General features: G+C 64.5%; 24 protein-coding genes. 13 read left to right on the forward strand and 11 right to left on the reverse strand.

Features of this window, described 5'->3' with window-relative positions; translation table 11 throughout:
- Positions 1-163 precede the first annotated feature (163 nt).
- Both B2747_RS02160 and B2747_RS02165 read right to left on the reverse strand, forming a co-directional pair.
- Positions 164-862 (reverse strand): hypothetical protein, encoded by a 699-nt coding sequence (locus tag B2747_RS02160; protein WP_291156283.1) that lies wholly within the window; start codon positions 860-862, stop codon positions 164-166.
- A gap of 133 nt (positions 863-995) precedes the next feature.
- Positions 996-3,149, reverse strand: coding sequence for a lamin tail domain-containing protein (locus B2747_RS02165; protein WP_291156286.1), 2,154 nt, complete (start codon positions 3,147-3,149; stop codon positions 996-998).
- Between the two features lie 175 nt (positions 3,150-3,324).
- On the opposite strand from B2747_RS02165, the gene B2747_RS02170 reads away from it, so the two are divergent.
- The 8 genes from B2747_RS02170 (at position 3,325) to B2747_RS02205 (ending at position 10,961) form a co-directional block, all read left to right on the forward strand.
- Positions 3,325-3,933 (forward strand): PH domain-containing protein, encoded by a 609-nt coding sequence (locus B2747_RS02170; protein WP_291156289.1) that lies wholly within the window; start codon positions 3,325-3,327, stop codon positions 3,931-3,933.
- 237 nt (positions 3,934-4,170) lie between these two features.
- The gene (locus tag B2747_RS02175; protein WP_291156292.1) at positions 4,171-5,496 is read left to right on the forward strand and encodes an efflux RND transporter periplasmic adaptor subunit; all 1,326 of its coding nucleotides are present in this window, start codon (positions 4,171-4,173) and stop codon (positions 5,494-5,496) included.
- 1 nt (position 5,497) lies between these two features.
- The gene (locus B2747_RS02180; RefSeq protein WP_291156295.1) at positions 5,498-6,892 is read left to right on the forward strand and encodes an ABC transporter permease; all 1,395 of its coding nucleotides are present in this window, start codon (positions 5,498-5,500) and stop codon (positions 6,890-6,892) included.
- Positions 6,893-7,011: 119 nt separating this feature from the next.
- Positions 7,012-8,418, forward strand: a complete 1,407-nt coding sequence (locus B2747_RS02185) for a TolC family protein (protein WP_291156297.1) — start codon at positions 7,012-7,014, stop codon at positions 8,416-8,418.
- A 185-nt stretch (positions 8,419-8,603) separates the two neighbouring features.
- Positions 8,604-9,482: an archaetidylserine decarboxylase gene (gene asd, locus B2747_RS02190; RefSeq protein ID WP_291156299.1), complete on the forward strand. Its 879-nt coding sequence runs from the start codon at positions 8,604-8,606 to the stop codon at positions 9,480-9,482.
- 13 nt (positions 9,483-9,495) lie between these two features.
- Positions 9,496-9,993 (forward strand): OsmC family protein, encoded by a 498-nt coding sequence (locus B2747_RS02195; protein ID WP_291156302.1) that lies wholly within the window; start codon positions 9,496-9,498, stop codon positions 9,991-9,993.
- The gene (locus tag B2747_RS02200) at positions 9,990-10,406 is read left to right on the forward strand and encodes a nucleotide triphosphate diphosphatase NUDT15 (protein WP_291156305.1); all 417 of its coding nucleotides are present in this window, start codon (positions 9,990-9,992) and stop codon (positions 10,404-10,406) included. Before B2747_RS02195 ends, B2747_RS02200 begins: the two co-directional genes overlap by 4 nt.
- Positions 10,407-10,553: 147 nt before the next feature.
- Positions 10,554-10,961 carry a four helix bundle protein gene (locus B2747_RS02205; protein ID WP_291156308.1) on the forward strand — a complete coding sequence of 136 codons (408 nt, stop codon included), beginning with the start codon at positions 10,554-10,556 and terminating at the stop codon, positions 10,959-10,961.
- A gap of 81 nt (positions 10,962-11,042) precedes the next feature.
- On the opposite strand, the gene B2747_RS02210 is transcribed toward B2747_RS02205, so the two are convergent.
- The 5 genes from B2747_RS02210 to B2747_RS02230 form a co-directional block, all read right to left on the reverse strand.
- Positions 11,043-12,086, reverse strand: a complete 1,044-nt coding sequence (locus B2747_RS02210) for an alcohol dehydrogenase catalytic domain-containing protein (protein WP_291156311.1) — start codon at positions 12,084-12,086, stop codon at positions 11,043-11,045.
- A 28-nt stretch (positions 12,087-12,114) separates the two neighbouring features.
- Positions 12,115-12,330: a translation initiation factor IF-1 gene (infA, locus tag B2747_RS02215; RefSeq protein WP_291156314.1), complete on the reverse strand. Its 216-nt coding sequence runs from the start codon at positions 12,328-12,330 to the stop codon at positions 12,115-12,117.
- A complete protein-coding gene (locus B2747_RS02220) occupies positions 12,327-12,881 on the reverse strand; it encodes a hypothetical protein (protein WP_291156317.1) in 555 nt (184 codons plus the stop codon). Before B2747_RS02220 ends, infA begins: the two co-directional genes overlap by 4 nt.
- 117 nt (positions 12,882-12,998) lie before the next feature.
- Positions 12,999-13,208, reverse strand: coding sequence for a cold-shock protein (locus B2747_RS02225; RefSeq protein WP_343125850.1), 210 nt, complete (start codon positions 13,206-13,208; stop codon positions 12,999-13,001).
- 326 nt (positions 13,209-13,534) lie between these two features.
- Positions 13,535-16,783 (reverse strand): S41 family peptidase, encoded by a 3,249-nt coding sequence (locus B2747_RS02230; RefSeq protein ID WP_291156321.1) that lies wholly within the window; start codon positions 16,781-16,783, stop codon positions 13,535-13,537.
- A 75-nt stretch (positions 16,784-16,858) separates the two neighbouring features.
- Here B2747_RS02230 and B2747_RS02235 point away from each other — a divergent pair, with 75 nt between their 5' ends.
- Both B2747_RS02235 and B2747_RS02240 read left to right on the forward strand, forming a co-directional pair.
- Positions 16,859-17,794 (forward strand): HAD-IIA family hydrolase, encoded by a 936-nt coding sequence (locus B2747_RS02235; RefSeq protein ID WP_291156324.1) that lies wholly within the window; start codon positions 16,859-16,861, stop codon positions 17,792-17,794.
- An 80-nt stretch (positions 17,795-17,874) separates the two neighbouring features.
- Positions 17,875-18,330, forward strand: coding sequence for a helix-turn-helix domain-containing protein (locus tag B2747_RS02240; RefSeq protein WP_291156327.1), 456 nt, complete (start codon positions 17,875-17,877; stop codon positions 18,328-18,330).
- Positions 18,331-18,343: 13 nt separating this feature from the next.
- On the opposite strand, the gene B2747_RS02245 is transcribed toward B2747_RS02240, so the two are convergent.
- Entirely contained in the window at positions 18,344-18,664 is a 321-nt protein-coding gene (locus B2747_RS02245; RefSeq protein WP_343125851.1) for a type II toxin-antitoxin system PemK/MazF family toxin, read from the reverse strand.
- Between the two features lie 8 nt (positions 18,665-18,672).
- Positions 18,673-18,912, reverse strand: a complete 240-nt coding sequence (locus B2747_RS02250) for a hypothetical protein (RefSeq protein WP_291156334.1) — start codon at positions 18,910-18,912, stop codon at positions 18,673-18,675.
- Positions 18,913-19,001: 89 nt separating this feature from the next.
- Between B2747_RS02250 and B2747_RS02255 the strand changes: the two genes are divergently transcribed.
- The 3 genes from B2747_RS02255 to B2747_RS02265 all read left to right on the forward strand — a co-directional run bounded on the left by B2747_RS02255 (position 19,002) and on the right by B2747_RS02265 (position 23,491).
- Positions 19,002-19,607, forward strand: a complete 606-nt coding sequence (locus B2747_RS02255) for a hypothetical protein (RefSeq protein WP_291156337.1) — start codon at positions 19,002-19,004, stop codon at positions 19,605-19,607.
- Positions 19,604-20,995 carry an NAD(P)/FAD-dependent oxidoreductase gene (locus B2747_RS02260; protein WP_291156340.1) on the forward strand — a complete coding sequence of 464 codons (1,392 nt, stop codon included), beginning with the start codon at positions 19,604-19,606 and terminating at the stop codon, positions 20,993-20,995. Before B2747_RS02255 ends, B2747_RS02260 begins: the two co-directional genes overlap by 4 nt.
- A 279-nt stretch (positions 20,996-21,274) precedes the next feature.
- Positions 21,275-23,491, forward strand: a complete 2,217-nt coding sequence (locus tag B2747_RS02265; RefSeq protein WP_291156342.1) for a S8 family peptidase — start codon at positions 21,275-21,277, stop codon at positions 23,489-23,491.
- A gap of 763 nt (positions 23,492-24,254) precedes the next feature.
- Here the strand turns inward: B2747_RS02265 and B2747_RS02270 are convergent.
- Together B2747_RS02270 and B2747_RS02275 are read right to left on the reverse strand one after the other, a co-directional pair.
- Positions 24,255-24,434, reverse strand: a complete 180-nt coding sequence (locus B2747_RS02270; protein ID WP_291156344.1) for a hypothetical protein — start codon at positions 24,432-24,434, stop codon at positions 24,255-24,257.
- A 96-nt stretch (positions 24,435-24,530) separates the two neighbouring features.
- Positions 24,531-24,974: an integrase core domain-containing protein gene (locus tag B2747_RS02275; RefSeq protein WP_291156346.1), complete on the reverse strand. Its 444-nt coding sequence runs from the start codon at positions 24,972-24,974 to the stop codon at positions 24,531-24,533.
- Positions 24,975-25,008 lie beyond the last annotated feature (34 nt).

The raw sequence follows: 25,008 nt of genomic DNA on the forward strand, positions 1-25,008 counted from the left end.
CAAGCTCGTATACGCGCCCGACCGGCGCACGGTCATTCGGCCCGTGCGCGGTCACGATCGGGCAACGCCCCGGTGACTGTGACAGCAGGACCATGAACGTCGACGCCCCCGGTCGCGCATGGCAACCGGGGGCGTGACCGCCGTCACGTGCGGCGTACTGCGATCAGGCGTGCGGTGCAGCGCTCAGGTTGCGCCGACGACTGCGGCGCCAGAGCAACATCGCGCCGGGTACAAGCAACACTGCCGACAACGGCTCAGGTACCTTCGTGGCCCCTTCAGCCAACACCAGATTGTTGACGGTGGCGAAGTGGAAGTCGATGGAGGACGAGATAACGACCGGTGAAAGGAACAGCGAGGCCACCTGGTCATCGAAGACCACACCGAAGAAGCCGTCCGGCGAAGTGGTGATGAGGGTTGTGGTGTACTCGGCGCCGTGAACGTTCTTTGCCCGAACGAAGATGGGCAGGCTCACCGGTGTACCGTTGAAGTCCGTCGCGAAGAAGAAGCCTCCAATCCCGCGGATGGAACTGTCAAACCCACTGAAGGTGATGCCCGATCCGGCCGTTTCCTCGGACAGCCACCAATCGCCCGGGTTGTCGGTGGACTCGACAGGAAAGAACTGGTCGAGCGGTGCGGCCGCTGCCGCCACCTGATATCCATAACCACCAGCCGCACGCGACAGCGGACCACCGATCTGCTCGTTCAGATCGTCGAAGCTGTCCACGCCATAGGGCCCAACGGCACCGAGAAAGCTGGCGAAGTCGGTGAAGGTGGATTGTGCGGCCAGCGGAGCGGCGGGGATGGCCGTCGCGGCCAGAACGACAGTCGCAGCCGAGAGGGCGCGACGGAGTGACTGCCACATCAAAGCACCCCGAAGTGAAGAGAAGGTGGTCAAAGGAAGATGCCTCAGAACGGGGAGCAGGTGATGCTGCCCTGCCGGAGTGCAAAGCCGGACAACTGGTTGTCGTCGGCCCACAGTGCAGGACGCGTGCCATTCACGCAAGCCGATAGCGGCGCGAACGTGAAGCCTTCGTTGTTGGTGTTGGGCAAGCCCGTCGGACGCTCGAAACGCTCGCGCACGACGAACTGGCCACGTGTGACCGAACCATCCTGCGTGTCGATGCGATGCACGGCGCTGCGACCCTGACAGGTGCGTCGCAGATCACCCACAGCTGCCCGAGTTCCGCATCAAAGGTCAGGTCCATGGCCCCCGGGTATCCGCCCGCAAACGACGCCACGCGGGTGAAGCTGCCGTTCACATGATCGAGCGCGAAGGCATGCACCATGCCGGTGCCTTCCACGGCCACGAGGAAGAGACCCCCCTGATGATTGGGGTAGTCGGCCGGCGAGTACGCGCGACCCTTGCTCTCGTCCAGGAAACCACGCGCGGTGAGATACGCATCGGGTACGAAGGTGATGCCTTCGAGACCAAGATTTGCGCCAACGGCCGGCAGTGCCGCTGTCAGATTCCACTCGTGTGTCGCTACGAGGGTCGCGCCGTTTTCCACCGCCACATCATAGCGCAGGATGCTCAGGCGACTCACGCTGCTCGCGTTGTTGTTGCGCTCGGCCGACACATAAATGGCCGTACCGCGTGCCACCACGCCTTCCGCGTCCACATCACCCGTGCCATCGGGATAGCGCAGCGCCTTGCCGTTGCTCCACAGGCGCGATGCCCGCGGTGTCCAGATGCCGTTCACGTTGGTGAGACGGTACAGCGTGCCCGGTCCGTTCTTGACCGCCCACACCACACCGGTCGGAACACCCGCCACACTCTGGAAGGACAGGCCGCTCATGTTGCTGCCGAACGTATTGGCCGCGTCCACGGTGCTGACCGTGGCGCTGCCGGGCCAGGCGAGAAACGAGAGTGGTGTGCCGCAGACGTTGGCCGTGCCGCGTGTGGACACCGTGGTGGAAGCGAAGGCGCCCGTGCCATCCGGGCAGCGACCATAGGTGAGCGCTGCATGGGTAGGCCACGCGTAGCTGTCTACCAGCGTGACGCCCCCCGGTGCAAAGAGGCGGGCCTCGTCGCCGCCCCCGAGCCCGAAGCCAAACTGGCTCTCCAGCAGCACCAGATAGCCGTTGGCGGGAATCACCGTGCCGCCGGGCAGCGTGTAGCCGCGCGTATTGTCATTGTCACGGAACACATAGCCGGAGAGATCGACGGGCTGCGCCGAGGTGTTGAAGAGCTCCACCCAATCCCCGACGACGTCTCCGTTGCTCTCCACCTCATTGATCTTCACGGCGGCAGTGGGCGCACCACAGTTGTTCGTGCTGCCGCGGGTACTGGCCTGCGTGGTGACGAAGGTGCCGGTGCCATCGGGGCAGCGGCCGTAGGTCGTGGCCGCGTGCACCGACCAGGTGTAGCTGTCGGCCAGCGTCACCCCGTCAGGGCGAAACAGCCGCACCGCATCGGAGCCGCCGAGACCAAAGCCGAAGGTGCTCTCGAGAAACACCAGATGTCCCTGCGCGGGAATGAATGTGCCCGCAGGAATGACATAGCGCTGCGCGTCGTTGTTGTCGCTGAGTACGAAGCCGCCAACATCAGCCGGTGCGAGAGACGGATTGTACAGTTCAATCCAGTCGCCCGCGTCATCGCCGCTGGATTCGACTTCGTTGATGACCACGCGCACGCTGCAGTCGTTGGCGGCGCCCTTGGTGGACAGCGTGGACGTGGCCCAATTGGACGAGCCATCCGGGCAACGCGCGTAGGTCGTGGCCGCGTGGGTCGGCCAGCTGTACTGGTCGATAATCGTCACGCCGTCTGGCGCGAAGAGCCGCGCCTGATCGGCGGCCCCCAGTCCGAACGCAAACTGGTTGCCTTCGTCGAGCACGAGAAAACCACCCGCCGGAATGACGGAACCGGCCGGCAGCCGGTCCGTGCGGGCATTGTTGTCATCGCGGATGTAGAAGCCGCTCAGGTCCACCGCCTCGGAACCGGCGTTGTACAGCTCAATCCAGTCGCCTGGCGTGCCCTGATTGGATTCGACTTCGTTGATGAAGATGGTACCGACGAGTGCGCTGGGGGCGACCACGTCGCGGGCCGCACGCAAATTGTCAGGTGCGGACAGGGGAGCGTCCGGCGCGCAACTGGCCAGTGCGGCAAGCGCCACCAGCATTGCGGCGCGGAGAGTAAATGGGCGGGACAAGATGTCACCTTGAGAGTAGGGGGAGCGCGAAGGATCGGTCGCTCCGGTCACACCCTGCCCATGTCCAGGTCGCGATGGCGTCACGGCGCCAAGCTTCGGTTCACGCGCTACATTCCCGTCAACCACGGGTGGCCCGCGCCGGGCTGCCCGTCGTCACCCACACCCCACCAGTGACATGTTCAAGAAATTCGCCGCCGAGGCCCTCGGGCTCAGCGACATCGGCATCATCGTGCAGCCGAAGGATTTCGACAAGGTCGATGCCGACGACTACCTGTTCCACGAAGATCAGGAGCGCATCTATTTCCTGATCAAGTCGAAGAAGGACGAGTACTGCTTCACCAACCTCGCCCTCATTCATGTGGACGGCGAAAGTGCCATCTCGAGCAAGCGCGCCATTCGCCGCTACGACTATGCCTACTACGCCATTGGCAATGTCGGTATCGAAACGGCCGGCACGATCGATCTGGACGTGGAGCTCAAGTTCAGCATCGGCGACAAGCTGTTCAGCATCGATGTGCGCAAGGACTATCTCGAGGCCCTGAAGGACATCTACAAGGCGCTGCACACCATCGGCAAGCTGCAGCGTCAGGACGAGATCGCGCGCAACAACGCCATGTCGGCGGCCTCGGTGGTGGGCTCCATGCTCAAGCTCAACAGCCCGGCGGCGCCCGGCGCCGTGGTGGAGCACTACCAGTCCATGCTGGCGGCTCTCAATACGGCGGTGCTCGAGCAGCACCTGCGCAAGGACTTCAGCGGCGTCTTCGAGAAGTACATTCACGCCTGACTCGGGAGGCCGCGCAACCTCGGCGGGTCCTGCGGTGTCTCAGTGGAGCGGTGGGGCGTTTCGTCCCACCGTTTCACTGGTGACCGGATGGCTGGGACGATGTGTCCCTTTGCATGATGATCCGGTTAACAGTGGATGAAAAGTCGTTGAACCGGCCCGCCCGGTTGCTCCGCCCGCTGCAACGCGGCTGCAAATTGGCGACGCCATTGGTCCTCTCTCCCTCCAAATGTCCTGCCCATGCGTCAGCTCTTCGCATCCCGGGGGCGTGTTGCCCTCACTGTTGGTGTACTGCTCGTTGGCGCTTCTGCCATTCTCTATGCGCGTGACGGCGATGGTGCCGCGGCCGTAGCCTCCGTTGTGCCGGTCAAGCAGGGTGACTTTACGGTCGTGGTGACCACCGCCGGCGAACTGCGGGCGCGCAAGTTTGTGCAGATCACGCTGCCGCCCAACACCCAGCAGGCTGAAGCATATCAGCTCAAGATTCAGACCATCGTTCCGGAAGGCACGGTGGTGAAGGCTGGCGATGTGGTGGCCGATCTCGACCGATCGCCGCTCGCCACCAAAATGCAGGAAGTCATGCTGGCCCTGCAGAAGGCCGAGGCGCAGCACACGCAGGCGCAGCTCGATACCACCCTCACGCTGTCGCAGGCGCGGGAAGACCTGCGCAACATGCAGCTGCAGCTCGAAGAGAAGCGCATTGCCAAGGACCAGGCGCAGTTCGAGGCGCCCAGTGTGAAGCGACAGGCGGAGATTGATCTCGAGAAGGCCACACGCGCGCTGGCCAAGGCGACTACCGACTACAAGACCAAGCAGGAGCAGGCAGCGGCCAAGATGCGCGAGGTGGGCTCCGATCTTGATCGGCAGCGCAACCGCATGACCACCATACAGACGGTCATGGAGGGCTTCACCATCAAGGCGCCCTCAGACGGCATGGTCATTTACGTGAAGGAATGGAACGGCCGCAAGAAGACGGCCGGCTCACAGGTCACCCCGTGGGAGCCCACGGTGGCCACCTTGCCCGATCTCACGCAGATGGAGTCGGTGACCTATCTCAATGAAATCGATGTGCGCAAGGTGGCGGTCAACCAGCCCGTGCGCATCTCGCTGGATGCCGACCCCAGCAAGGTGCTGGAAGGCGTCATCAGTCAGGTGGCCAACGTGGGAGAGCAGCGGCCCAATGCCGATGCCAAGGTGTTCGAGGTGCATGTGAACATCACCAAGCCCGACACCACCTTGCGACCCGGCATGACGACATCCAACGCCGTGCTCACGCAAACCGTGAAGAACGCGCTGTACGTGCCGCTCGAAGCGGTGCACAGTGACAGCAACACGACCTTTGTGTACAAGCGCAACGGGACGAGCACCGTGCGGCAGGAAGTGCTGACCGGCGCCATGAATGACGACGAGGTGGTCATCACTGCGGGGCTGACGGCGTCCGATCGGGTGCTGCTGTCTGCACCGACCGACGGTCTCAAACTGTCGCTGGTGGCGCTGCCTCCGTCGGTCAAGCCGGTGCCGGGCGGCGACACGGCCGTAGGCGCCAAGAAGGTCGGAGCACCCTGACATGACAGGCACAACTGGAGGGCGATGGCGCGAGTTCAGCGCCATCGCAATGTTTGCGTTGCGCGCCGGTGTCGAAGCGCTGTCACACAACGCCCTGCGCGCCGGCCTGACCTCGCTTGGCATTCTCTTTGGTGTGGCCTCGGTCATTGCCATGCTGGCCATCGGACGCGGCGCCGAGCAGGAAATTCTCGAGCAGATGCGCCTGCTCGGCAGCAACAACATCATCGTCAAACCCATCGTCGAGCAGAAGGAAGAAGCGGCGCAGGCGGCTGGAGAGAAACAGCCGCGGCGCTGGACGCCGGGCCTCACGGCACGTGATGGCGAAAGCGTGAAACGCATCATCCCCGAGGTGGAGCATACGTCGGGCGAGATCGTGCTCAACACGCTCATCACCCGTGAGGGTCGGCGGCGAAGTGGCAAGCTGGTGGGAGTCGATACGGCCTACTTCTCGCTGCTCAATCTCGATCTGGCGTCGGGGCACTTGTTTACGCCTTCGCAGATTGCCGGCGCACGCCCGGTGGCCATCATCGGCGCCGGCGTGAAGGCACGTTTCTTCACCACCGAAGACCCCATTGGACGCCGCATCAAGGTGGGCGACAACTGGCTGACGGTGGTGGGCGTACTGGCCGATCGCGCGCTGAGTGAGCAGACGGCGCAGCGCCTCGGGATTCGCGATGCGAACCTCGACGTGTATGTGCCCATGTCCACCATGCTGCTGCGTTACCGCGACCGCGCGCGGCTGAGTGCACGCGACATCGAGCAGGCGGCGCGTGACGGCGAGGTGGTGTTCGTGGCTGCCGGCGGCTCGCAGGAAGACGCCGAGCGTCAGGCCGAGCGTCGCAACTATCACCAGCTCGACCGGCTCATCGTGCGGGTACGCGAAGCCGAGGCCGTGACCAACACCGCGGAGGTGCTGCGCCGCATGCTGGAGCGTCGGCACAACAGCGTGGTCGACTTCGAGATTTCCGTGCCCGAGGAGTTGCTGCGTCAGGAGCAGCGCACGCGTACGATCTTCAATCTGGTGCTGGGTGCCATCGCGTCCATTTCATTGGTCGTAGGCGGCATCGGCATCATGAACATCATGCTGGCCTCGGTGCTCGAACGCATTCGAGAGATTGGTGTGCGTCGCGCGCTGGGGGCTACGCAGCGCGAAATCCTCGCGCAGTTCCTGGCCGAGGCCATTCTCATCAGTCTGGCTGGCGGCATTGCCGGCATTCTGGTGGGTGGCGGGCTGAGTTTCGCCATCGAGCGTTTTGCCGACATCAAGACCATCGTGTCGGCCATGTCGGTGATCGTGGCGTTCGGTGTGTCCATCACGGTTGGTCTGGTGTTCGGCATTCTTCCCGCCTGGCGCGCGGCCCGTCAGGATCCTGTTGTCTGCTTGAGGTACGAATGAGCCACATACTCGGAATCCGACCCCAACCCCGACTGCTTCTCCTGCCCGTTCGGCTTCTGCTGCAAAGGCTTCCGGCGCGAAGGCTCTCGGCAGCCTGGCTATCGCTGTTTGCTGTTCTGATGCACAGCACGCCTGTGTACGGGCAGGATCTCACGCTCCAGGACGCCATCTCAATGGCCCAGCAGCGCGGCCCCTCCGCGCGCTCTGCCGCGCGCAGCCGCGATGCCGCCCGCTATCGCGACCGGGCCTACAACGCGCGCTTGCTGCCGCAGCTCAGTCTCACCGGTGACGCGCCCACGTACAGTCGGGCCATCATTCCCGTACTGCAGCCGGACGGCAGTACGCGCTTCGCGGCGCAGCAGCAGCGCCAGTCGTCACTGGGGTTGCAACTGGGGCAGCGCATCCCCATTACCGGCGGCGATCTGTTCATTCAGTCAGGCGTGACCAACATCAACATTCTCGGGCAGCAGGATACACGGCTCTGGCGTACCAACCCGGTGCAGGTGGGTATTCGTCAGCCCATCTTCCGACTCAATACCCTGGCCTGGGACAATCGCGAGCAGGATCTGCGGTTCGATGCCTCGGAGCAGCAGTATCTCGAAGCGCGCGAGAACATTGCGCAGCAGACCGCGGCCTTGTTCTTCGACTTGTTTGCGGCGCGTACCGCACTGGCCAACGCGCAGGCCAACGCCGATGTGAACGACACGCTGCTTACGCTCAATCGCGGCCGTTACGAGGTGGGGCGCATTGGCGAAAACGACCTGCTGCAGAGTGAGCTGCAGGTCCTGCGGGCGCGTAATACGCTCGACGCAGCGAAGCTGGCCGAGCAGCGCGCGGAGGCGGCGCTGCGGTTGCACCTGGGCATGCCGGCGAACGCGCCGCTCGCGCTGAGTGTGACCAACGAGGTGCCCAACGTGCAGGTCGACACGGTACTGGCCGTGCAGGAGGCGCTGCGCAATGGGGCCGCGCTGCGCGATGCCGACCTGCAGATCGTGCAGCAGAAGCGGCGGGTGGCGGAGGCGCGGCGCAACACGGGGTTTGGCGCGACGGTCACCGCCAGCGTGGGCTACAACCAGACCGCGGAGACATTCAACGACGCGTATCGGTCGCCGCTGCAGAGCCAGCAGTTCTCGGTGGGTGTGGAGATGCCGCTGGTGCAGTGGGGGGCACGGAAGGCCGGTATCGAGGCGGCCAAGGCCGACGAGGAGCGCGTGGAAACCGATGTGCGGGTGTTGCGTGAACGGCGGGCGCAGGACGCGCGATTTGCGGCGTTGGAACTCGATCAGGCAGTGCGGCAGCTGACCACGGCCGCCAAGGCGGATACGGTAGGCGCCAAGCGCTTCGAGGTGGCGCGCAATCGGTACAGCATCGGCCGCATTGACATCAGCAATCTGTTCATCGCGCAGAACGAGAAGGATCAGGCGCTGGAGGCGTACGTTAGGGCGCTGAGGGGGTACTGGGATGCGTATTATCGGGTGAGGAGGTTGACGTTGTATGACTTCGTGAAGGGGGAACGGATTCGGTAGGGGAACTGCGGCTGGCGATCCACTGCCTTGCGCTGTGGGCTCTGGGCTATGGGATCGAGTGGTGCATGCCTCTACACCACTCAAACCCATAGCTCACAGCCCAAAGCCCAAAGCCCAAAGCAGTGGATTGCGTAGCGGGGCCACATGGGCCCCTCCGCCGTTTGCTCCCATTGTATCTTTCCCCAATGCCTTCCCGTTCCCTCATCGCTCTCCTCTCCGTCCTTCCCAAGCACGGCATGAGCCGGGTGGCGGGCTGGCTGGCCAGCCGGCGCATTCCCGTGGGGTGGCGCGTCGCGGTGTACCGCGGCTATGCGCGGGTGTTTGGGGTGAATCTGTCGGAGGTGGGCGCCCCGCTCGCGTCGTACGAGAGTGTCAACGCGTTCTTCACTCGCACGCTGGCCCCAGGCGTGCGCCCGACCTCGGACGCGGGCATGGTCAGCCCCGTGGACGCGGCGGTCGGGGCCTATGGCAGTGTGCAGCACGACACGCTCGTGCAGGCCAAGGGACGCACGTACTCGCTGCGCGCGCTGCTGGGTGATACCGAGCTGGCCGCGCGCTGCGATGGCGGCACGTACACCACGCTCTATCTGTCGCCGCGCGACTATCACCGCATTCATGCACCGGCCAGCGGACGCGTGACACGCGCCACCTACATTCCCGGTGCGCTCTGGCCGGTCAACGAGGCCGCGGTGCAGCATGTCGACAGTCTCTTTGCGGTCAACGAGCGCATCGTCATTGCGCTCGAGGGCGCCAAGGGCGGCGTGATGGCCATCGTGCCGGTTGGCGCCACCATGGTGGGCATGACACGTCTCACCTTCGACGATCTGCACACCAACGCCCGTCGTCGCCACATCGATACGCGGCGCTACGACCCGCCCGTTGCGCTCGAGAAGGGGCAGCAGATCGGCCACTTCGAGTTTGGCAGCACCGTTGTGCTGGTGTGTTCGCCGGATTTTGGCCGCATTGCCCCGCTCACCATCGGCACGTCGGTGCAGCTCGGACAGACGCTGGGCAGCACGGTTTCCGACTCGTCGCACGCCAGTCTCAGGCTGACTTCACACTGACCAGTCCATACACATGAGCACCTATACCGCCACGATAGCCTGGACGCGCGAGGGGGCGCGTTTTACCGATCAGCAGTACAGCCGCGCGCATCGCTGGAGTTTCGACGGTGGGGTGACCGTGCCGGCGTCCTCGTCGCCCTCGGTGGTGCGGCTGCCGTTCTCCGATCCGCACGCCGTCGATCCCGAAGAAGCCTTTGTGGCATCGCTGTCGTCGTGTCACATGCTCTGGTTCCTCTCCATCGCGGCCATGGCGGGATTCGTGGTCGATCAGTACGAGGACACGGCCGAGGGCACGATGGCGCGCAACGCCGAGGGCAAGCTGGCCATGACGGAGGTGGTGCTCAGGCCCCATGTCACCTATGCGGGCGCGGCGCCCACGCCGGAGCAGGACGCAGCGCTGCATCACGAGGCGCACGAGGAGTGTTTCATCGCGCAATCCGTTAAAACCGTGGTGCGCGCCGAGCCCACCTTCACACTGCGCAGCGCAGATGCCACCGGCACACCGTCGTGAGTGAAACGCCAGAACGCCCACGTGTGGGTGTGGGAGTAGTGATCCGGCGCGGCGGCAAGGTGTTGCTGGGGCTGCGCAATGCGAGACACGGCGCCGGCACCTGGCAGTTTCCGGGCGGGCATCTGGAGTACGGCGAATCGCCGGCCGAGTGCGCGGTGCGGGAAGCGTTCGAAGAGACGGGATTGCGCGTGACGAATGTCAGACCGGGTCCCTGGACGAGCAATGTGTTTGAGGCCGAAGGGCGGCACTATGTGACGGTGATGATGCTGGCCGACTGCGACGAGGGGGAGCCGGAGTTGCGCGAACCCGATCGGTGTGCGGAGTGGCGGTGGTGCGAGTGGGGGGAGATGCCGGGGCCGTTGTTTTTGCCGGTGGAGAGTTTGAGGGGGCAGGGGTGGGAGCCGTTCGATTAGGAACTGCGGCTGGCGGTCCACTGCTGTGTGCTCTGGGCTGTGGGCTGTGAGTGGGAGTGGTGTGGCGGCGAGTGCTCGTGCGTAAACGAGATGGGTTGTGCAAGGAATTGATGAAGATGATTCGGCATGGTTTGCCTAGAGTGTGTTATGCAAGACTTTACTCGGCTGCGGGTGTGGCAACGCGCGCATGAACTGGCGGTGCAGGTTGCGCAGGTCTTGGCGGATCGCCAGGTGCAGCGTCAGCTCGCTCTGCATCGGGCCACGGTAGGGCAACTGCGTCGGTCGTCCACGTCCGTGTCGGCCAATATCGCCGAGGGCTGCAGTCAGCCCAGCCAGGAGCAGTTTGCGCGGTTCCTGGCCATTGCCATAGGCTCCGCCACCGAAACGCAGAATCACCTGCTGTTTCTCCGCGATACGAATGCCTTGCCGCCAGGTGTTGCCGATCTGCTGTTGGCGCAGGTCGAGGATTTTCGGCCCGCTCTGATCAAGCTGCACGCCACGGTGATCGCGCAGAGCAGAGCGCGCCGCAGCAATACCAACCCGGGGACTCTGTGATGCCGCTTCCACACCACTCCCACTCACAGCCCACAGCCCATGGCACACGGCAGTGGATGGCCAGCCGCAGTTCCCCCGCAGTTACCCCGGCACCACCACCGTCCTCACCACCCCCCTCCCCTCCTCCAACTCATCCAACACCCCATCAATCACCGCCGCCTCCAACCGCACCCGCCGCGCCACCACATCCCCAAGCCTCAACCTCCCATCCGCCGCATACCCCATCAGCTCCTCGAGCTCTTGCAGCGTATGGTCATTGCTCCCCACCAAGGTCGCCTCGCGCCCAATCAGCCCCGCATACGTATCGACGGGCAGTGGACGATCATTGAGCCCCACCACCACGACACGACCTCGCGGCGCCACCGCACGAAGCGCCAGCGCAATCGTCGCCTCGCTCGTCACCAAGTCCAGCACCACATCCACCCCATGCCCACCCGTGGCCTCACGCACTCGCTCCGCCAACTGCGCCGGCGTGTCGTGTGCCTCAGCGAGCACCGTATCCGCCCCGAACTGCTCGGCCTGCGCGAGCTTGCCCGCATCCCGGTCCATGGCCACGACCTGCTGGGCGCCGAGAATGCGCGCCAACTGCACCGCTGACATGCCCAGTCCGCCCGCGCCAATCACCAGCACGCGTTCGCCCACGGCCAGCCGGCCCTGACGCAGCGCATGCAGTGAGGTGGCCGAACTGCACATCATGATGGCCGCCTGCTCGAGTGGCACGTTGTCCGGCACGTGCACCGCGTTGCGCGACGGCACCACGATGTACTCGGCCCATCCGCCATCGGTGAAGTGGCCGAGCATGAGTGCGCGCTCGCAGAACATCTCGCGCTGCGTCGTGCACCAGACGCAATTGCCGCAGGTGACCAGATAGTGCAGCGCCACACGTTCGCCGACGCGATGCTCCGGCACACCATGACCCACCGCCACGATCTCGCCGGCCACTTCGTGGCCCAGCGTGAGTGGCAGCGGCTCGACGCGCGATCGTCCCGCGCGATAGTGCACATCGGAGTGACAGATGCCGGCGGCGCGCACGCGGACCAGCACCTCCTGCGCGCCCGGTGTCGGGCGCGGCAGCTCGGCGTCTGCCAGTGGCTCCCGTGGAGCCGTCATTCGCACCGCGCGCATGGGAACGCTCCCGGGGCGGCGCGCGCGCTTACTTGTGGCGGAAGGTGATGCGACCGCGACTCAGGTCGTAGGGCGACACTTCCACCGTCACCCGATCCCCGGCCAGGATACGGATGCGGAACTTGCGCATTTTGCCAGCCACCGTGGCCAGCACTTCGTGGTCATTCTCCAGACGAACGCGGAACATCGTGCTCGGGAGGACGTCGGTGACGACGCCTTCAAATTCGATAAGATCCTGCTTCATGCACTCTCCGTGTTGAGTTCTGCATCGGGCCGATGCGTTTCGAGGGCCTGCGTGAGCTGGGCAAGGCAGCGTTCCGCCAGTTCGGTCGACGTGTAACCCGCCTGATCGAGACCGTTCGGATGCCAGTGCCAGTTGTTTTCGTTGTCGGCGGACACCGTGCACGACTCTTCCCAGAGCTGCGTGGGCGTGATCGCCTTGGCGCGGGCGCCGTTGCGCTCAGGGACATGGTCCCCGCGCGGAGCAATCGTACCATGCCACACGATGGCCAGCAAATGGCCACCCAGGGGTACGTCGCTGCCAGTCTTGATGTGAGCGGCCGTGAGGGCCACCGGACCGACCTGCACGATGCACCGTTCGGGGGCCATGCGCAGCACAGGCGGCTCAACTTCCTTTTCCGCCGCGATGCCCTTGACCGCCTTGACGATGGTGTCAGCGAAGCGGGTGAATTCGCGGGTCGCGACGCTGTGCGCGCGGTGCGAGGCCAGGAATGCGGTGCGATCAGCGCCGAGCTGCGCGTCCAGAATCCGCTCGGGTGAGGCTTGATCGATCATGGCGACTCCGTTGTTCGGGTAGCGTGCCGGCCTGCGGGGAAAGACTCACCGCCGCGACACGCAAGGCATTGCAACAGCGGGCACGCGACCCGAAGGTCGCGTGCCCGCCCCAACCATTTACCGGGCGCGGACGACGTTCTCGGCGGCCGGGCCCTTCTGGCCCTGCACGATGTCGAACTCAACGCGCTCGCCTTCGGTCAGCGACTTGAAGCCGCTGCCCTGGATGGCCGAATGATGCACGAAGCAATCCTTCTGGCCGTCCGACGGCGTGATGAAGCCAAAGCCCTTGGCGTCGTTGAACCACTTCACGGTGCCGGTAGTACGCATGATGAATCTCCTGATGGGTGTTGCTCGGTGTTCGGATGGTCGGAGCAACGGCCCATAGGGCCCATGCAAAACGAAACCGCCGTCCACTGCTCGTGATCGCCCTCACGACGGGCGCCGCCACCTGGCGGCTACGATACAAACGCAAACGGACCCGCTCGCTTTGGCAGGCCCGTTCAGTCGGAACATGTCCACGTGCCGAAACACGTGCATCGCTTCTCTAAAGGTACCCTTGTGTTCCGCGCCCTGCCAAGGGGGGTAGGTCAAAAGCCGGCAAAAAGACGGATTTGTGACCAACCCCAAGCGACCTCAGCCGGTTCCCCATCCGCTCAGCGACGGAGACGCGGCAACAGGGCCTGCACCGCCGCATCCAACTGGCTGTCACGCTCCCCGTACGACTCACCGACCGGCCGCACCGCCCGCACATCCACCGGCCGCGGCACCAGCTCCATGTTCTTGCCGTCGGCGCCGTCGACCTTGATGAAGGGCACACGCAGCGAGGTGCCATCCACCAGGGTGATGTTGGACGTGTAGATGATCCATCCCGCTGTGGGTTCACCCACCACCTGCCCAAGGCCCAGCGCACGATAGCCCTCGGTGAAGTCCTCACCATCCGACAGCGTGTGCTGATTGACCACCAGCACCGTGGGCTTCTCGAGCGCGCGCTGACCAAGCTGCGTGCGCGCGGGCACCGGCACCGAGCCGCGTGTGGTCATGGTCATGTAGCCGCGGCGCGCAAACACATCCAGCGCATAGGCGTTCACGAAGCCGCCGTTGTTGTTGCGCAGGTCAATCACCACGCCCTCACGCCCGAAGTTCTCCGCATCGAGATCGATGGTGAGCTGCGTGAGTGCTTCGGCGCTCATGTCGGCCATGTGCACGTAGCCCAGTCGCCCGTTCGACACGCGCGCCACATACGCCCTTCGCTCGGCCACCCACTGCCGATACAGCAAACCCTTCTCGGCGTTCGTGGACACCGGACGCAACACCAACGTGGTGTCACGACCGCTGCGTGTGAGTTGCAGCGCGGTACGCTTGCCCACACTGCCGGCCAACACACTGTCCAGGTTCAGCGCGGGCGACACCGCCGTGCCGTTGATGGCGCGCAGCACGTCACCCACCTGCACACCGGCTACTGCGGCGGGGCCCTGCGCAATGATTTCGCGCACCGTGAATCGATCGCTGGTGTTGTCCCCGCTGCGCGCAAAGCGCAGCCCCAGCTTGCCCACAGGCACCGAGGGAAAGCCCGTGGGGCCACTCGCGCCCGAGTGCGACGCATTGAGCTCGCCCACCATGAGCTGCAGCAGGCGACGGAACTCGTCGGGCGACGTGGCGCTCTCCACGTACGGCGCAAAGCGCTCGCGCACGGCGTTCCAGTCGGCGCCGTGCATGTTGGGGTCGTAGAACTGATCACGCTGCGTGGCCCAGGCCTGCTCAAACGCGGCCCGCTTGTCGCTCTGGAAGTCCGTCTCCAGCTCGGCGTTCAAGGCCACCGCGCGCGCATTGCCACCCGCCAGCGGCAGAATGTTGAGACGACCGGCATCGGTGTACCAGAGTTCGCGTGAGTCGGCCGAGAAGCCCACGATGCTCTTGCCGCCAGCGGTGGTGGTGATCTGCCGCGGTGTGGGCGGTGTGCTGGCCAATTCGTCCAGCGACCACGTGTAGATGTTGGGCTGACCGCCACCGGCGCTGATGAGCAGCATGGTCTTGCCGTCGGGCGCAATGGCGATGCTGTTGACTTCGATGCCCGGGTCCAGCAACTGCGTGCGCTGTGCAATGCTCTCGAATACGATGCGCGTGGTATCGCGCGGGGCGCTGCGCACACGTGGCGCCACACTCACCAGCGTTTCGCTGGCGTTCTGTGACTGTGTGGTGTTGCCCGGTGGTGTGGTGCTTGGCGGTGTCGTGTTGGGCGGTGTCGTGTTGGGCGGGCCGAACAGGTCGCGGAATCGGTCTTCGCGGAAGCTCGGGGTGCGCGGCACCAGGTCCACGCGCACCAGGCGCGACGCCTCCGTGCGCTGATTGGTGAGGAAGTACAGCGCACGCCCGTCGGGATGCCACCACAGGTCACCCGCGTTGGAGCTGCCCTGAAAGCTCACCGGCCGCGCCGTGCCACCCGCGGCGGGCACGACATGCGCATTGGTGAAACCACGTTCGCCGCGCGTGAGGAATGCCACCCACTGATTGTCTGGACTCCACGCCATCACCCGGCCGCCGTCAAACGGCGCGCGTCCAAAGATGCCACGCGCGAGCAGCCGGTCATTCGTGCCGTCGGCGTTCACCACGCGCAGCTCGTTGCCGTTGCTGGTGTAGGCCACGAGACGGCCATCGGGGCTGGGTGTGGGCGTGCTCGCGGCGCCCTGCGTGGTGAGTGCCCGCGTGGTGCCGGCCAATACGTCGTGTCGCATGAGTCGTGCGCCATCGGCTGTCCAGGCCACATACACCACGGCCTGATCACCGCGCAGCCAGCGGGCCTGGGTTTCCAGTGCGGCCGACTGCGTGAGCCGCGTGGCCTCGCCCCCTTCACGTGCGTCAGCGGCCCAGAGCTCGCCGCGGCCAATGAGCGCCACCTTCTTGGAGTCACCCGAGAGGGCAATCTGAAAGCCGGTGCTGAGCGTGCTGCGCTCGCTGCCGCGGGTGCTGTTCGCGCCGCGCAGCGCAATGGCCACCTGCGCCGCGCGCTTGCCAGCCACTTCGTAGCGCCAGATACCGAAGTCGCGCTCGAACACGATGGCCGAGCCGTCGTGCGATATGCTGGGCCACAGCACGCGGCCATTGCTGAACTGCGTGAGTTGCGTGGCGCTGCCACCCTGTGCCGCGCGCGCCCAGAGGTTCTCGGGGCCCGTGCGATCACTCATGTAGTACACGGTGTTGCCGTCGGCCGACCACTGGGGCCAGAGGGCCTTCTCGCCGCCGTCGTCTGTCAAGCGCGTGTAACTGGGCGTGGCGCCGCCTGTGCGCACCAGCCACAGCTCGGCTTCGTCCAGGTGCGAGCGTCCCTTGCGCCACCATTGTCCGGCCGCCGTGCCGCGCGCCGAAATGGCGAGCGTCTGTCCATCGGGCGAGGGCGCGCCGAAGAACTCGCTCGCATAGCGGTCGGCGGCAACGGCGGTGGGCGTGCCACCGCTACTGCGCACGCGGTATACGTCCTGCATGCCGCTGATGTCCTGCGCCGAGCTGTGGAAGTAGAGCCACTGTCCGTCGCGCGACCAGGCCGACAGCGTTTCGGCCGCGTCGTCGTAGGTGAGTCGTGTGAGCTGGCCCGTGCGCAGCGTGAGCACGTACACATCGCCATTGCCGCTGCGCGTGCTCACGAAGGCCAAGCGCGTGCCGTCGGGCGAATAGAGCGGGCGTGTGTCGTTGGCCGGGTGCGCCACCAGCAATCGCGCTTCACCGCCGGCGGCCGGCACGGTCCAGATGTCGCCGCCGCTCACGAAGGCGATTTCGCGCGCGTCGGGCGAGAGGGCCGGTTCGCTGAGCGCCACGCGGGCGCCTTGCGCCTCGAGCAGCAGCGGCAGGGCGAGAATCAGTACGGCGGACAGAAGAGCGGCGGGCAGTGCGCGGCGTTGAGCAGACATGGCGGCTGGGCGGGAGGGGCAGGGGCCAACGCAGCAAAGCTTGTGTGTGCCGGGCCGTCCGTCTAGTTCTGCACCATGTCCGAATTGCTACCCACATCGCTGCCCCTGTCAGGTTCCGCATCCGGCGCTGGCCCCGAGCCTGTGCGCCGTCCACTGCATCTGCCATTTGAAGACGTCGCCGAGCGACACGAGGCCGTGCTGTTCGACGCTTATGGCGTGCTGGTGGACGCATCGGGCGCGCTGCCTGGCGCGGCGGAGGCCGTGCAGTACCTGCTGGACAGGGACCGGCCGTTTCTCGTGGTCACCAACGATGCCTCACGCTCACCGGCACGGGCGTCGGCGCGGCTCATGCGGCTTGGCATTCCCGTGTCGCCCGAGCACGTGATGAGTTCGGGCATGCTCATTGGGCCCGCGCTGTCTGCGCTTGGCATGGCCGGCGAAAGTGTGGTGGTGCTGGGCACGGGTGACTCGGCGCAGTACGCACGCGACATGGGCGCGGTGGTGGTAGCGCCCAGCGTGCAGACACCCGCGCGTGCGGTGGTCATTGCCGATGAAGGCGGCTTTGATGGACTGGACAGCATGGACGAGTTGCTGAGCATGATTCTCGCGGCCTGTGAAGCAGGACGGCCGCCGCACTTGCTGCTGGCCAACCCCGATCTGGTGTATCCCGCGTCGGCGGGACGCTTTGGCTTCACGGCCGGATCACTGGCACACATGCTGGAGCGTGCGTTGCACTTGTTGCTGGGCGACACTGCGCCGCGGTTCACGGTGCTGGGCAAGCCGGCGGCGCTGCACTTTGATACGGCGCTCCGTCGTGTGGGCACACGCGACGCGGTGATGCTGGGCGATACGCTGCACACCGACATTGCCGGTGCCGCGGGGGTGGGCATTGCCTCGGCGTTGTTGCTGACGGGTGTGACCACCCAGGCGCATGTGGACGCCGCCGTGGCGCGTGGGGACGGCGGGCAGGTGCCGACGTATGTGGTGCGGGGGCTGATCAAAACGGCCTGAAGGTGGCACATAAAGGGGTTGTTTTGGAGGGTCCCTTGCCGTAGTTTTCAAGCATTGGCCCATTCCTTCAGGAGGCGGTGATGCAGGCCAGCGCATTGGGCGCCCTGCTGAAGCAGGCACGGAAGCGGACCGGCAAGACTCGGCGGGCGCTGGCAGCCGAGGCGGCTGTGAGCGTGCGATTGGTTGCCGAGTTTGAGCGCGGTCAGCGTCCCAATGTCAGTCTGGACGCGGCGCTGCGCTTGTTCGATCTGGTGGGCATGGATGTTTCCGTGCAACTGCGCGATGCATCGGTGCAGCAGACAGGTACTTCTTACCTGGATGACCCCTCGTTCGCCGCGCGCGCCGCGCGCAGGCGTGCCACCTGGACGGGTCGGCACGTGCTGATGCACGACGACGACTCGCCGGTGCATGTACCGCAGAGTGCCGAGGAGGCGCTGGCTGCCGTATGGCGCGTCTCGCAACTGGCGCATGCGGTGGCTGAGGCGCCGGTCGCGCCGGCGTATCGCCCGCGCAAAACGCGTCGCAAGGACGCGTGAAGGAGACGCGCTGTCAGGGCGCGAACATTTCCTGAAGCACGCTCAAGATCTTGGCCTGTGTCGCGCCCGTCAGTACCCCGAGGCGCTTCTCGAGACGCTCGTGGTCCACGGTCCGCAGTTGGTCCAGCACTACATGGCCGTCCTTTCCGGAAAAGCGGCAGGCCACGCGGAACGGATATGCGTGAGCGCCGGTTGTCAGCGGGGCCACGATATACGTCCCCATGCGCGTGTTGAGCTCGTCGGGTGATACCACGACACACGGCCGTGTCTTGCGAATCTCGCGACCACGCGTCGGATTCAGCGCCACCAGATAGACCTCCCCTCGGCGCACCATCCCTGCGGCTACCACGTCCACTCCGTGTCATCGAACTGCGTGTTCGATGGCGGATCAATCAACCCGGATGGTGGATTGGCGGACACTGCCTCCGCCCACCCGGCTCTTGGTGTTGCTGAGGAGGTGATGATCACCGCCCCCCCCTCCACGCGGACCTCCACCTCTTCGGTGAGTCCGGCCTGTTCGATGATCGGCTTGGCCAACCTGACGCCACGTGAGTTTCCGATCTGTACCAGTCGAGTCTTCATGTTTCCTCCAACGCCGGAACTACAATGTAATTACACACGAAATGACCGGGAAGTCTCGCGGCTCGCTTACCCGCGCACGAAATTGCGGCATGACCCAACCCACCCTGTGGTCCGCCAGCACCGCCGACGCCTGGCGCGACGCCCTCTCGTCGTACGACGCCGCCATTGCCGCGCTGCCCAGCGAGCGGCTGGCTGCTCATGACCTGTGGTACCGCCACGAGTTGCCGGCGCTGGTCACATCGCGCGCGCCCATGCATGTCACGCACGACGAGATGGTGCGCATTACCGAGTGGAAGATGGCGCGTGGGGTGTGGCGCGCGCCCAATCTGGTGCTGGTCAAGAACAACGCCCCTGGTGTGGTGGAAGACGCCACGATGCGTGCGGCGGGTCTGCTGCAGCAGCCGGGCAAGGCGCTCAGCGCGGTGACTTCACTGGGTGGTGTGGGCCCGGCCACGGCCTCGGCGGTGCTGGCGCTCATGGACCCGCAGGCCTTCCCCTTCTTTGACGAGTTGGTGGCGCGTCAGGTGGAGGGCCTGGGGCCGGTGGCGTGGACGGCGGGTTACTATCGCAAGTATGCCGCGGCTCTGAGTGCGCGCGCCGAGCAGTTGCGTGCGGTGTTGGGTGACACGTGGACGGCCACACAGGTGGAGCGCGCCTGCTGGGCGGCGGCCATTCACGCGGGGCAGCGCGCGTGAGTGCTGTGCCACCGGTGTCCGACGTGGTGGTGTGTGGTGCGGGCATTGCGGGTCTTGCGGTGGCGCATGAGTTGGCGGTGACCCATGGCCTGCGCGTGCTGGTGGTGAGCGAGCATGCGCCCATGAGTCTCACCAGCGACAAGAGCACCGAGGCCTATCGCAATTGGTGGCCGGGGCCCGACGACGCCATGGTGCGCTTCATGAATCGCAGCATTGACCGACTGGAGCACTGGGCAGAGCGCACGGGCAATCGGTTCCTGCTCAACCGGCGCGGGTATGTGTATGCCACCACGCGTGCGTCGCGTGCCGCCGAGTTTGAACGCAACGCGGCGCTGGCCAGCGCGCAGGGTGCGGGGCCGCTGCGAGTGTATCGCTCAACGGCCGAGGCGGAGCAGTACCAGCCCTCGGCCTTGCAGGGTTGGGCCAATCATCCCCCGGGCGCGGACCTGTTTCTGGACGCCGAGTCCATTCGAGCGCACTTCCCCTGGCTGTCGCCCGACGTGTGTGCCGTGTTGCATGCGCGCCGCTGCGGATGGTTCAGCGGTCAGCAGTTGGGCATGATGCTGCTGGAAGAACTGCGTGCGGCAGATGGTGTGCTGGTGGAGGGGCGCGTGGAGCGCGTGCGGGTGGAGGGCGGCCGGGTGGTTGGTGTGGACGTGGCGCTTGGTGGCGAGTCGAGACATGTGAGCTGCGGCGCCTTCGTCAATGCCGCGGGCCCCCATGCGCGTGCGGTGGGCGCGCTGTGCGGGCAGGACCTGCCGCTGTTCAGCGAGGCCCACTACAAGCTGTCCATGGAAGACGAGCATGGTGTGGTGGACCGTGGCACGGGGCTGGTGATTCTCGACGACCCCATATCCTTGCCGTGGAGCAGTGAGGAGCGCGCCGAGCTGGCGGCCGACCCCGATCTGGCGTGGATGACTCATGAATTGCCGGCGGGCATTCATTTGCGGCCCGAGGGATACGGCGCGAGTCGCACGGTGCTGATGCTGTGGGACTATCACGGCGCGCAGCGGTACGACGCGCCGATGTACCCGTTGCCTGAGGACCCGTACTATCCCGAAGTGGTGCTGCGTGGCATGTGTGCGCTGGCGCCGGGGTTGCGCGCGTATCTGGAGCGCCTGCCGCGCTGCTGGGTGGACGGCGGCTACTACACCAAGACGCGGGAGAACAGGCCGCTCATTGGGCCGGCGGGTGCAGACGGCGCGTATGTGTGCGCGGGATTCAGCGGGTTTGGGCTGATGGCCGCGCCGGCGGCGGCGGAGATGGTGGGGGCTCGGCTCGTGGGTTCGGAAGGGCCGGAGTATGCGGCGGCGTTTGATGTGCGGCGGTATGAGGATTCGGGGTACCGTGCCAGACTTGAGAGTTGGGGGGAGACGGGGCAGTTGTAGGAGGATCAGGCGGGGGGATGGAGAGCCGCGATGGGGCCATTGCCTAGGTGAACCGAGACTTCGCCCGGCATACAGAACGTTCAGCACAGGGATAAATTACGGCTCAGCTTGTCACGGTATGGACGTAACCTCTTGATTGCACTTACTTTGCGCAACGAGAAGCAGTCAGACAATCGACGTGCTATGTTGGCGAGGTGCACAGCGTAAAGGTTTGTGTGCAGTGATTTCACACAGGTGAATTCTCGTTAGCTGGTCAACCGATTCACTCTCCACTCTGAGATGCCCGACGCGCCACTCACGCACTTGTGGATTCCCGGCGAGCGGGTGCGAACCGAGACGTTCGCCCCGCGTGGTGGCGGCGACACTTACGAGCGCCCGGATCTCGCAGAGCACAGCCGCACCCTCCTTGACGCCTTTACCAGGTCGATCAGCGAGTTCCAAGGGAAAGCGGACCTCGACATAGCGACTGACCTCATCGTTGAGATCGCGATGGCAGCCGACCGTCCGGCAGGCAAGGAGCGGCTTCATCTGCGAAACCTTGGCTTCGAGGTTGTGGCCTTGTCACCCGAGGCAGCTAACGTTGCCATCGCACGGATTCCGCGCGAGCGCATCGGAGCACTTCAGCGTAAGATCGAACGTTACGCGAATACACCGCGGCATGTGGGGAAGAGCAATCTCTCTGCAATTGACTCTATCAAGCCAGTAGGGGTGCAAAGAAAGGTAGAACCGGTGCTTGCAACAGTTGCAGGTGAAGCGCCAACGAAATGCCTGATTACACTTTACTCCGCGCTGCCTGCTGAGTTGAAGGCCGTGGTCGCCCAGCGGATCGCACGGGACCTGAGCGACCGCGGAATGGGAGCAGCAGCGCTTCACCAGTACGACAACGGACTGGTCGCGATAGCGGCTGAACTGACTCGTTCCGAGATGGACCGTGTAGGCGAGCAGTACATGTTCGTGCGCTCCATCGAATCGAACGCCGAAGTGGTCACCGAAAGCGGCACTCCGGCGGATCCGGTGCCTTCGATCCTTCAGGTCGACTCACCTCGCTGTCAAATGCCGGTCGCTGTGATCGACTCCGGCGTCAACTCACGCTGCAGCCTTCTTGACGGGTTGGTAGTGCACACGGTGGATGAGTTACCGCCGAGAAGTGTAGGGCCTCATCTCGCCCATGGAACGTTCGTCGCCAGCCGTGTCGTCTACGGCGACGAGATTACGGGAGTGCTGAGTCGTAGGGCTACACCTTGGTGTCCCATCATTGACGTTCAGGTCACCGGGGATGACGGACTTGGAAACCGCATCGCGCGGAGTGCATCTGAACTCGGTGAAGTCCTACAGCGCGTCGTCCCGGCTCTGCGCGATCGAACAAAGGTGTTCAACATCTCGCTCGGCATTGCCCCCATCTCGGACGGCTTCTACTCGTCACTCGCACGCCTGATCGACCACTTAGCGCGCAAGTACCAGGTTCTCTTTGTTATCTCTGCAGGCAATATCACCGATCCGTGCGCGGTTCCACCTCACCACTTCTCACCGGAGTCTGCAAGGATTCTGTTCCCTGCCGAGTCTCTGCTCGCGCTAACCGTCGGATCTGTTGCGCGTTACTGCGAGCCTAATTGCGTGGCACGAGAGCGTGAACTAGCGCCGTACTCGCGGCGAGGTCCAGGCGCAGATCGCGCATTGAAGCCGGAACTCGCTGCACATGGCGGGAATGTCTTCTTCACTGGGGCTGGCTGGGCGACCTCTCCTCGCATTGCCGCTTATGGGTTGGGAAGGGCGGGTACGCACTTGGAGTACGCCACCGGGACGAGCTACTCCGCTCCCCTGGTTTCACAGTACGCTGCGCGGATCTTCGATGCGTACCCGGATGCGCATCCGAACCTAGTGAGAGCGCTTCTTTGCCACTTCGCCCGACCTGTCGAGACTCCGGCTGTAGGTGCACCGCTGGAAGCACATCATCTGTGCGGCTTCGGCGAACCTGATGTTGATCAGGCAATGTTCTCTGGCGCTACCTCCGCGAGTTACCTCTTCCAAGGGGAGATCCGGAAGGACTCGTACCTGTACCTACCATTTCACGTCCCGAGCGCACTAGCGGACGAGCCGCGAGCGCGGCTCACAGTGCGCGGCACGGTCGTGTTCGATCCTCCAGTCAGCGCCGATGATTCAGTGAACTACTCGCTCTGTCGGATTTCCGGCCAACTGCGCAAGCGGACGGAGGCAGGCATGCGGGAGGTGAGCATCGGTGGTGCGGAGGATGATGTGCTCTTCCCATGGAACCCCTTAGTGCACTTCTCGCATCCGTTCCGACGCGGGTATGCTGCAGGCGAGTGGGAGCTGCGGCTGCGCCTAATGACGAGAGGTGACCTGCCAGACAACTACACGCAATCCTTCTCTGTGATCATCGAGGTGCTCGATTCAAGCGGCACGATCGACGTTCGCCGAGCAATCGAGAAGGAGGCTGGCAGTGTATATCTCCCCGTCGCTCTACGGGTCGCGGCCTGATGCTACCCTTCTGGCTAGCTAACGAGGCGCTGAAGCTGACAAAGCGGCCCGGAGCTCCTCGTTCGTTCAGGGGCAGCGTGGGCCGCTTTGCAGCTTAGCTTGGGCGTTAGCCACGCCAAAAACGATGACACAGCGCGAGACACTTGCCCACCGGCTGGATCGAACAGTACTTGCGCACTCGGCGCTGTTCTCCATTGCGCGACTCGCGCTCAGTCGCGGCCGAGAGGAGCCAAATCAGTCAGATTTCTTGACTGCGCAGGTCATGGCGGCGTTCGCCGTGGAAGCTTACCTAAACTTCGTCGGAGAGAATCTCTTTCCATTCTGGGAAGATGTAGAGCGAATTTCAGTACGAAACAAGTTGAGCATGATCTGCAGGCATGCCGACATTCGTCCCGACTTCGGTAGAAGGCCATTTCAGTCGCTTGTTGAACTATGGAAATTCCGTGACGTGCTTGCCCACGCTCGAACGGAATCTTTATCAGTCATGCAACCAGGACCGCCGCCCGAATCGATAAAGTACCCAGAGACTGCATGGGAGAAGCGGTGTACTCTAGCCATTGCGGAACGCACAATTGAAGATGCGGAAGCAATCGTGAAGGAGATTCATCGACGAGCGGGTCAGACAAGCGGAGTACTCGGGCAACTTGCGGTTCAAGGTGGCGAGATCTTGAGCCGTGAGCGTCCGTCCACATAGCCGTCTTTGAGCAACCGGGGAGATGGGTAACAGAGTAAACCGGCAACATGGGTAACACTTGAGAACGGGTTACCCGCGGATGATGTAGTCCCGCTCGTCGAGCTTGGCTAAGAGGACGGTGTTGAAGAAGATCGACCAGATGCCGTCGTCTGTCTCTTCCAGTCCGATGTGGTGGTTCGTGAGCGACTGCGCGATAAACAGCAGTCGATGTTGGAAGCGAAACGTTCCACCGGTCGTGATCTTCTTCACCAAGAAGTGCCCGGGGTATTCTTGGGCCGGGAGCTGCTTCGGATATGCACGGGGCGACGTCGCGTAATGTGCAGACGGCGTCTCCCCACCCAGGTACTAGTGGGGGCGTTCCGTGTTGTATTCGCGCCGGAAGGCGTCAAACGCCCGCTGCTGCGCGGCGGCATTGGCCCGTGGCGGACGACTGGCGGCACGCTTCAGCGTCCGATGCATTCGTTCATGCGCGCCGTTCTGCTGCGGTCGTCCCGGATGGATGCGTTGATGCTGAATGCCGAGCCGCATCCACCAGACGTTGAGCTTTGACAGGCCATGAATACCGGTCGTGGCGAACGGCCCCCCGTTGTCCGTGCGGATGGCCAACGGCAATCCATATCCGCGGAAGGCGCGCTCGAAGAACGGTTTGACGCCGACGCCTTCGGTGGAGAGGAGTCCCCGACAGGTGAGGAGGAAGCGCGTGTGCTGATCGGCAATCTTGAGGGGATGTCGCCTTCTACGGCTGGCTGATCGAGCTTGGAGGTTCCGGCGGTTTCCAGTCAGCAGCACGCGTGTTCCGCCGCGCGCTGCAAGTGCTCGACAA

Source organism: Gemmatimonas sp. UBA7669 (assembly GCF_002483225.1).
Lineage (GTDB): Bacteria > Gemmatimonadota > Gemmatimonadetes > Gemmatimonadales > Gemmatimonadaceae > Gemmatimonas.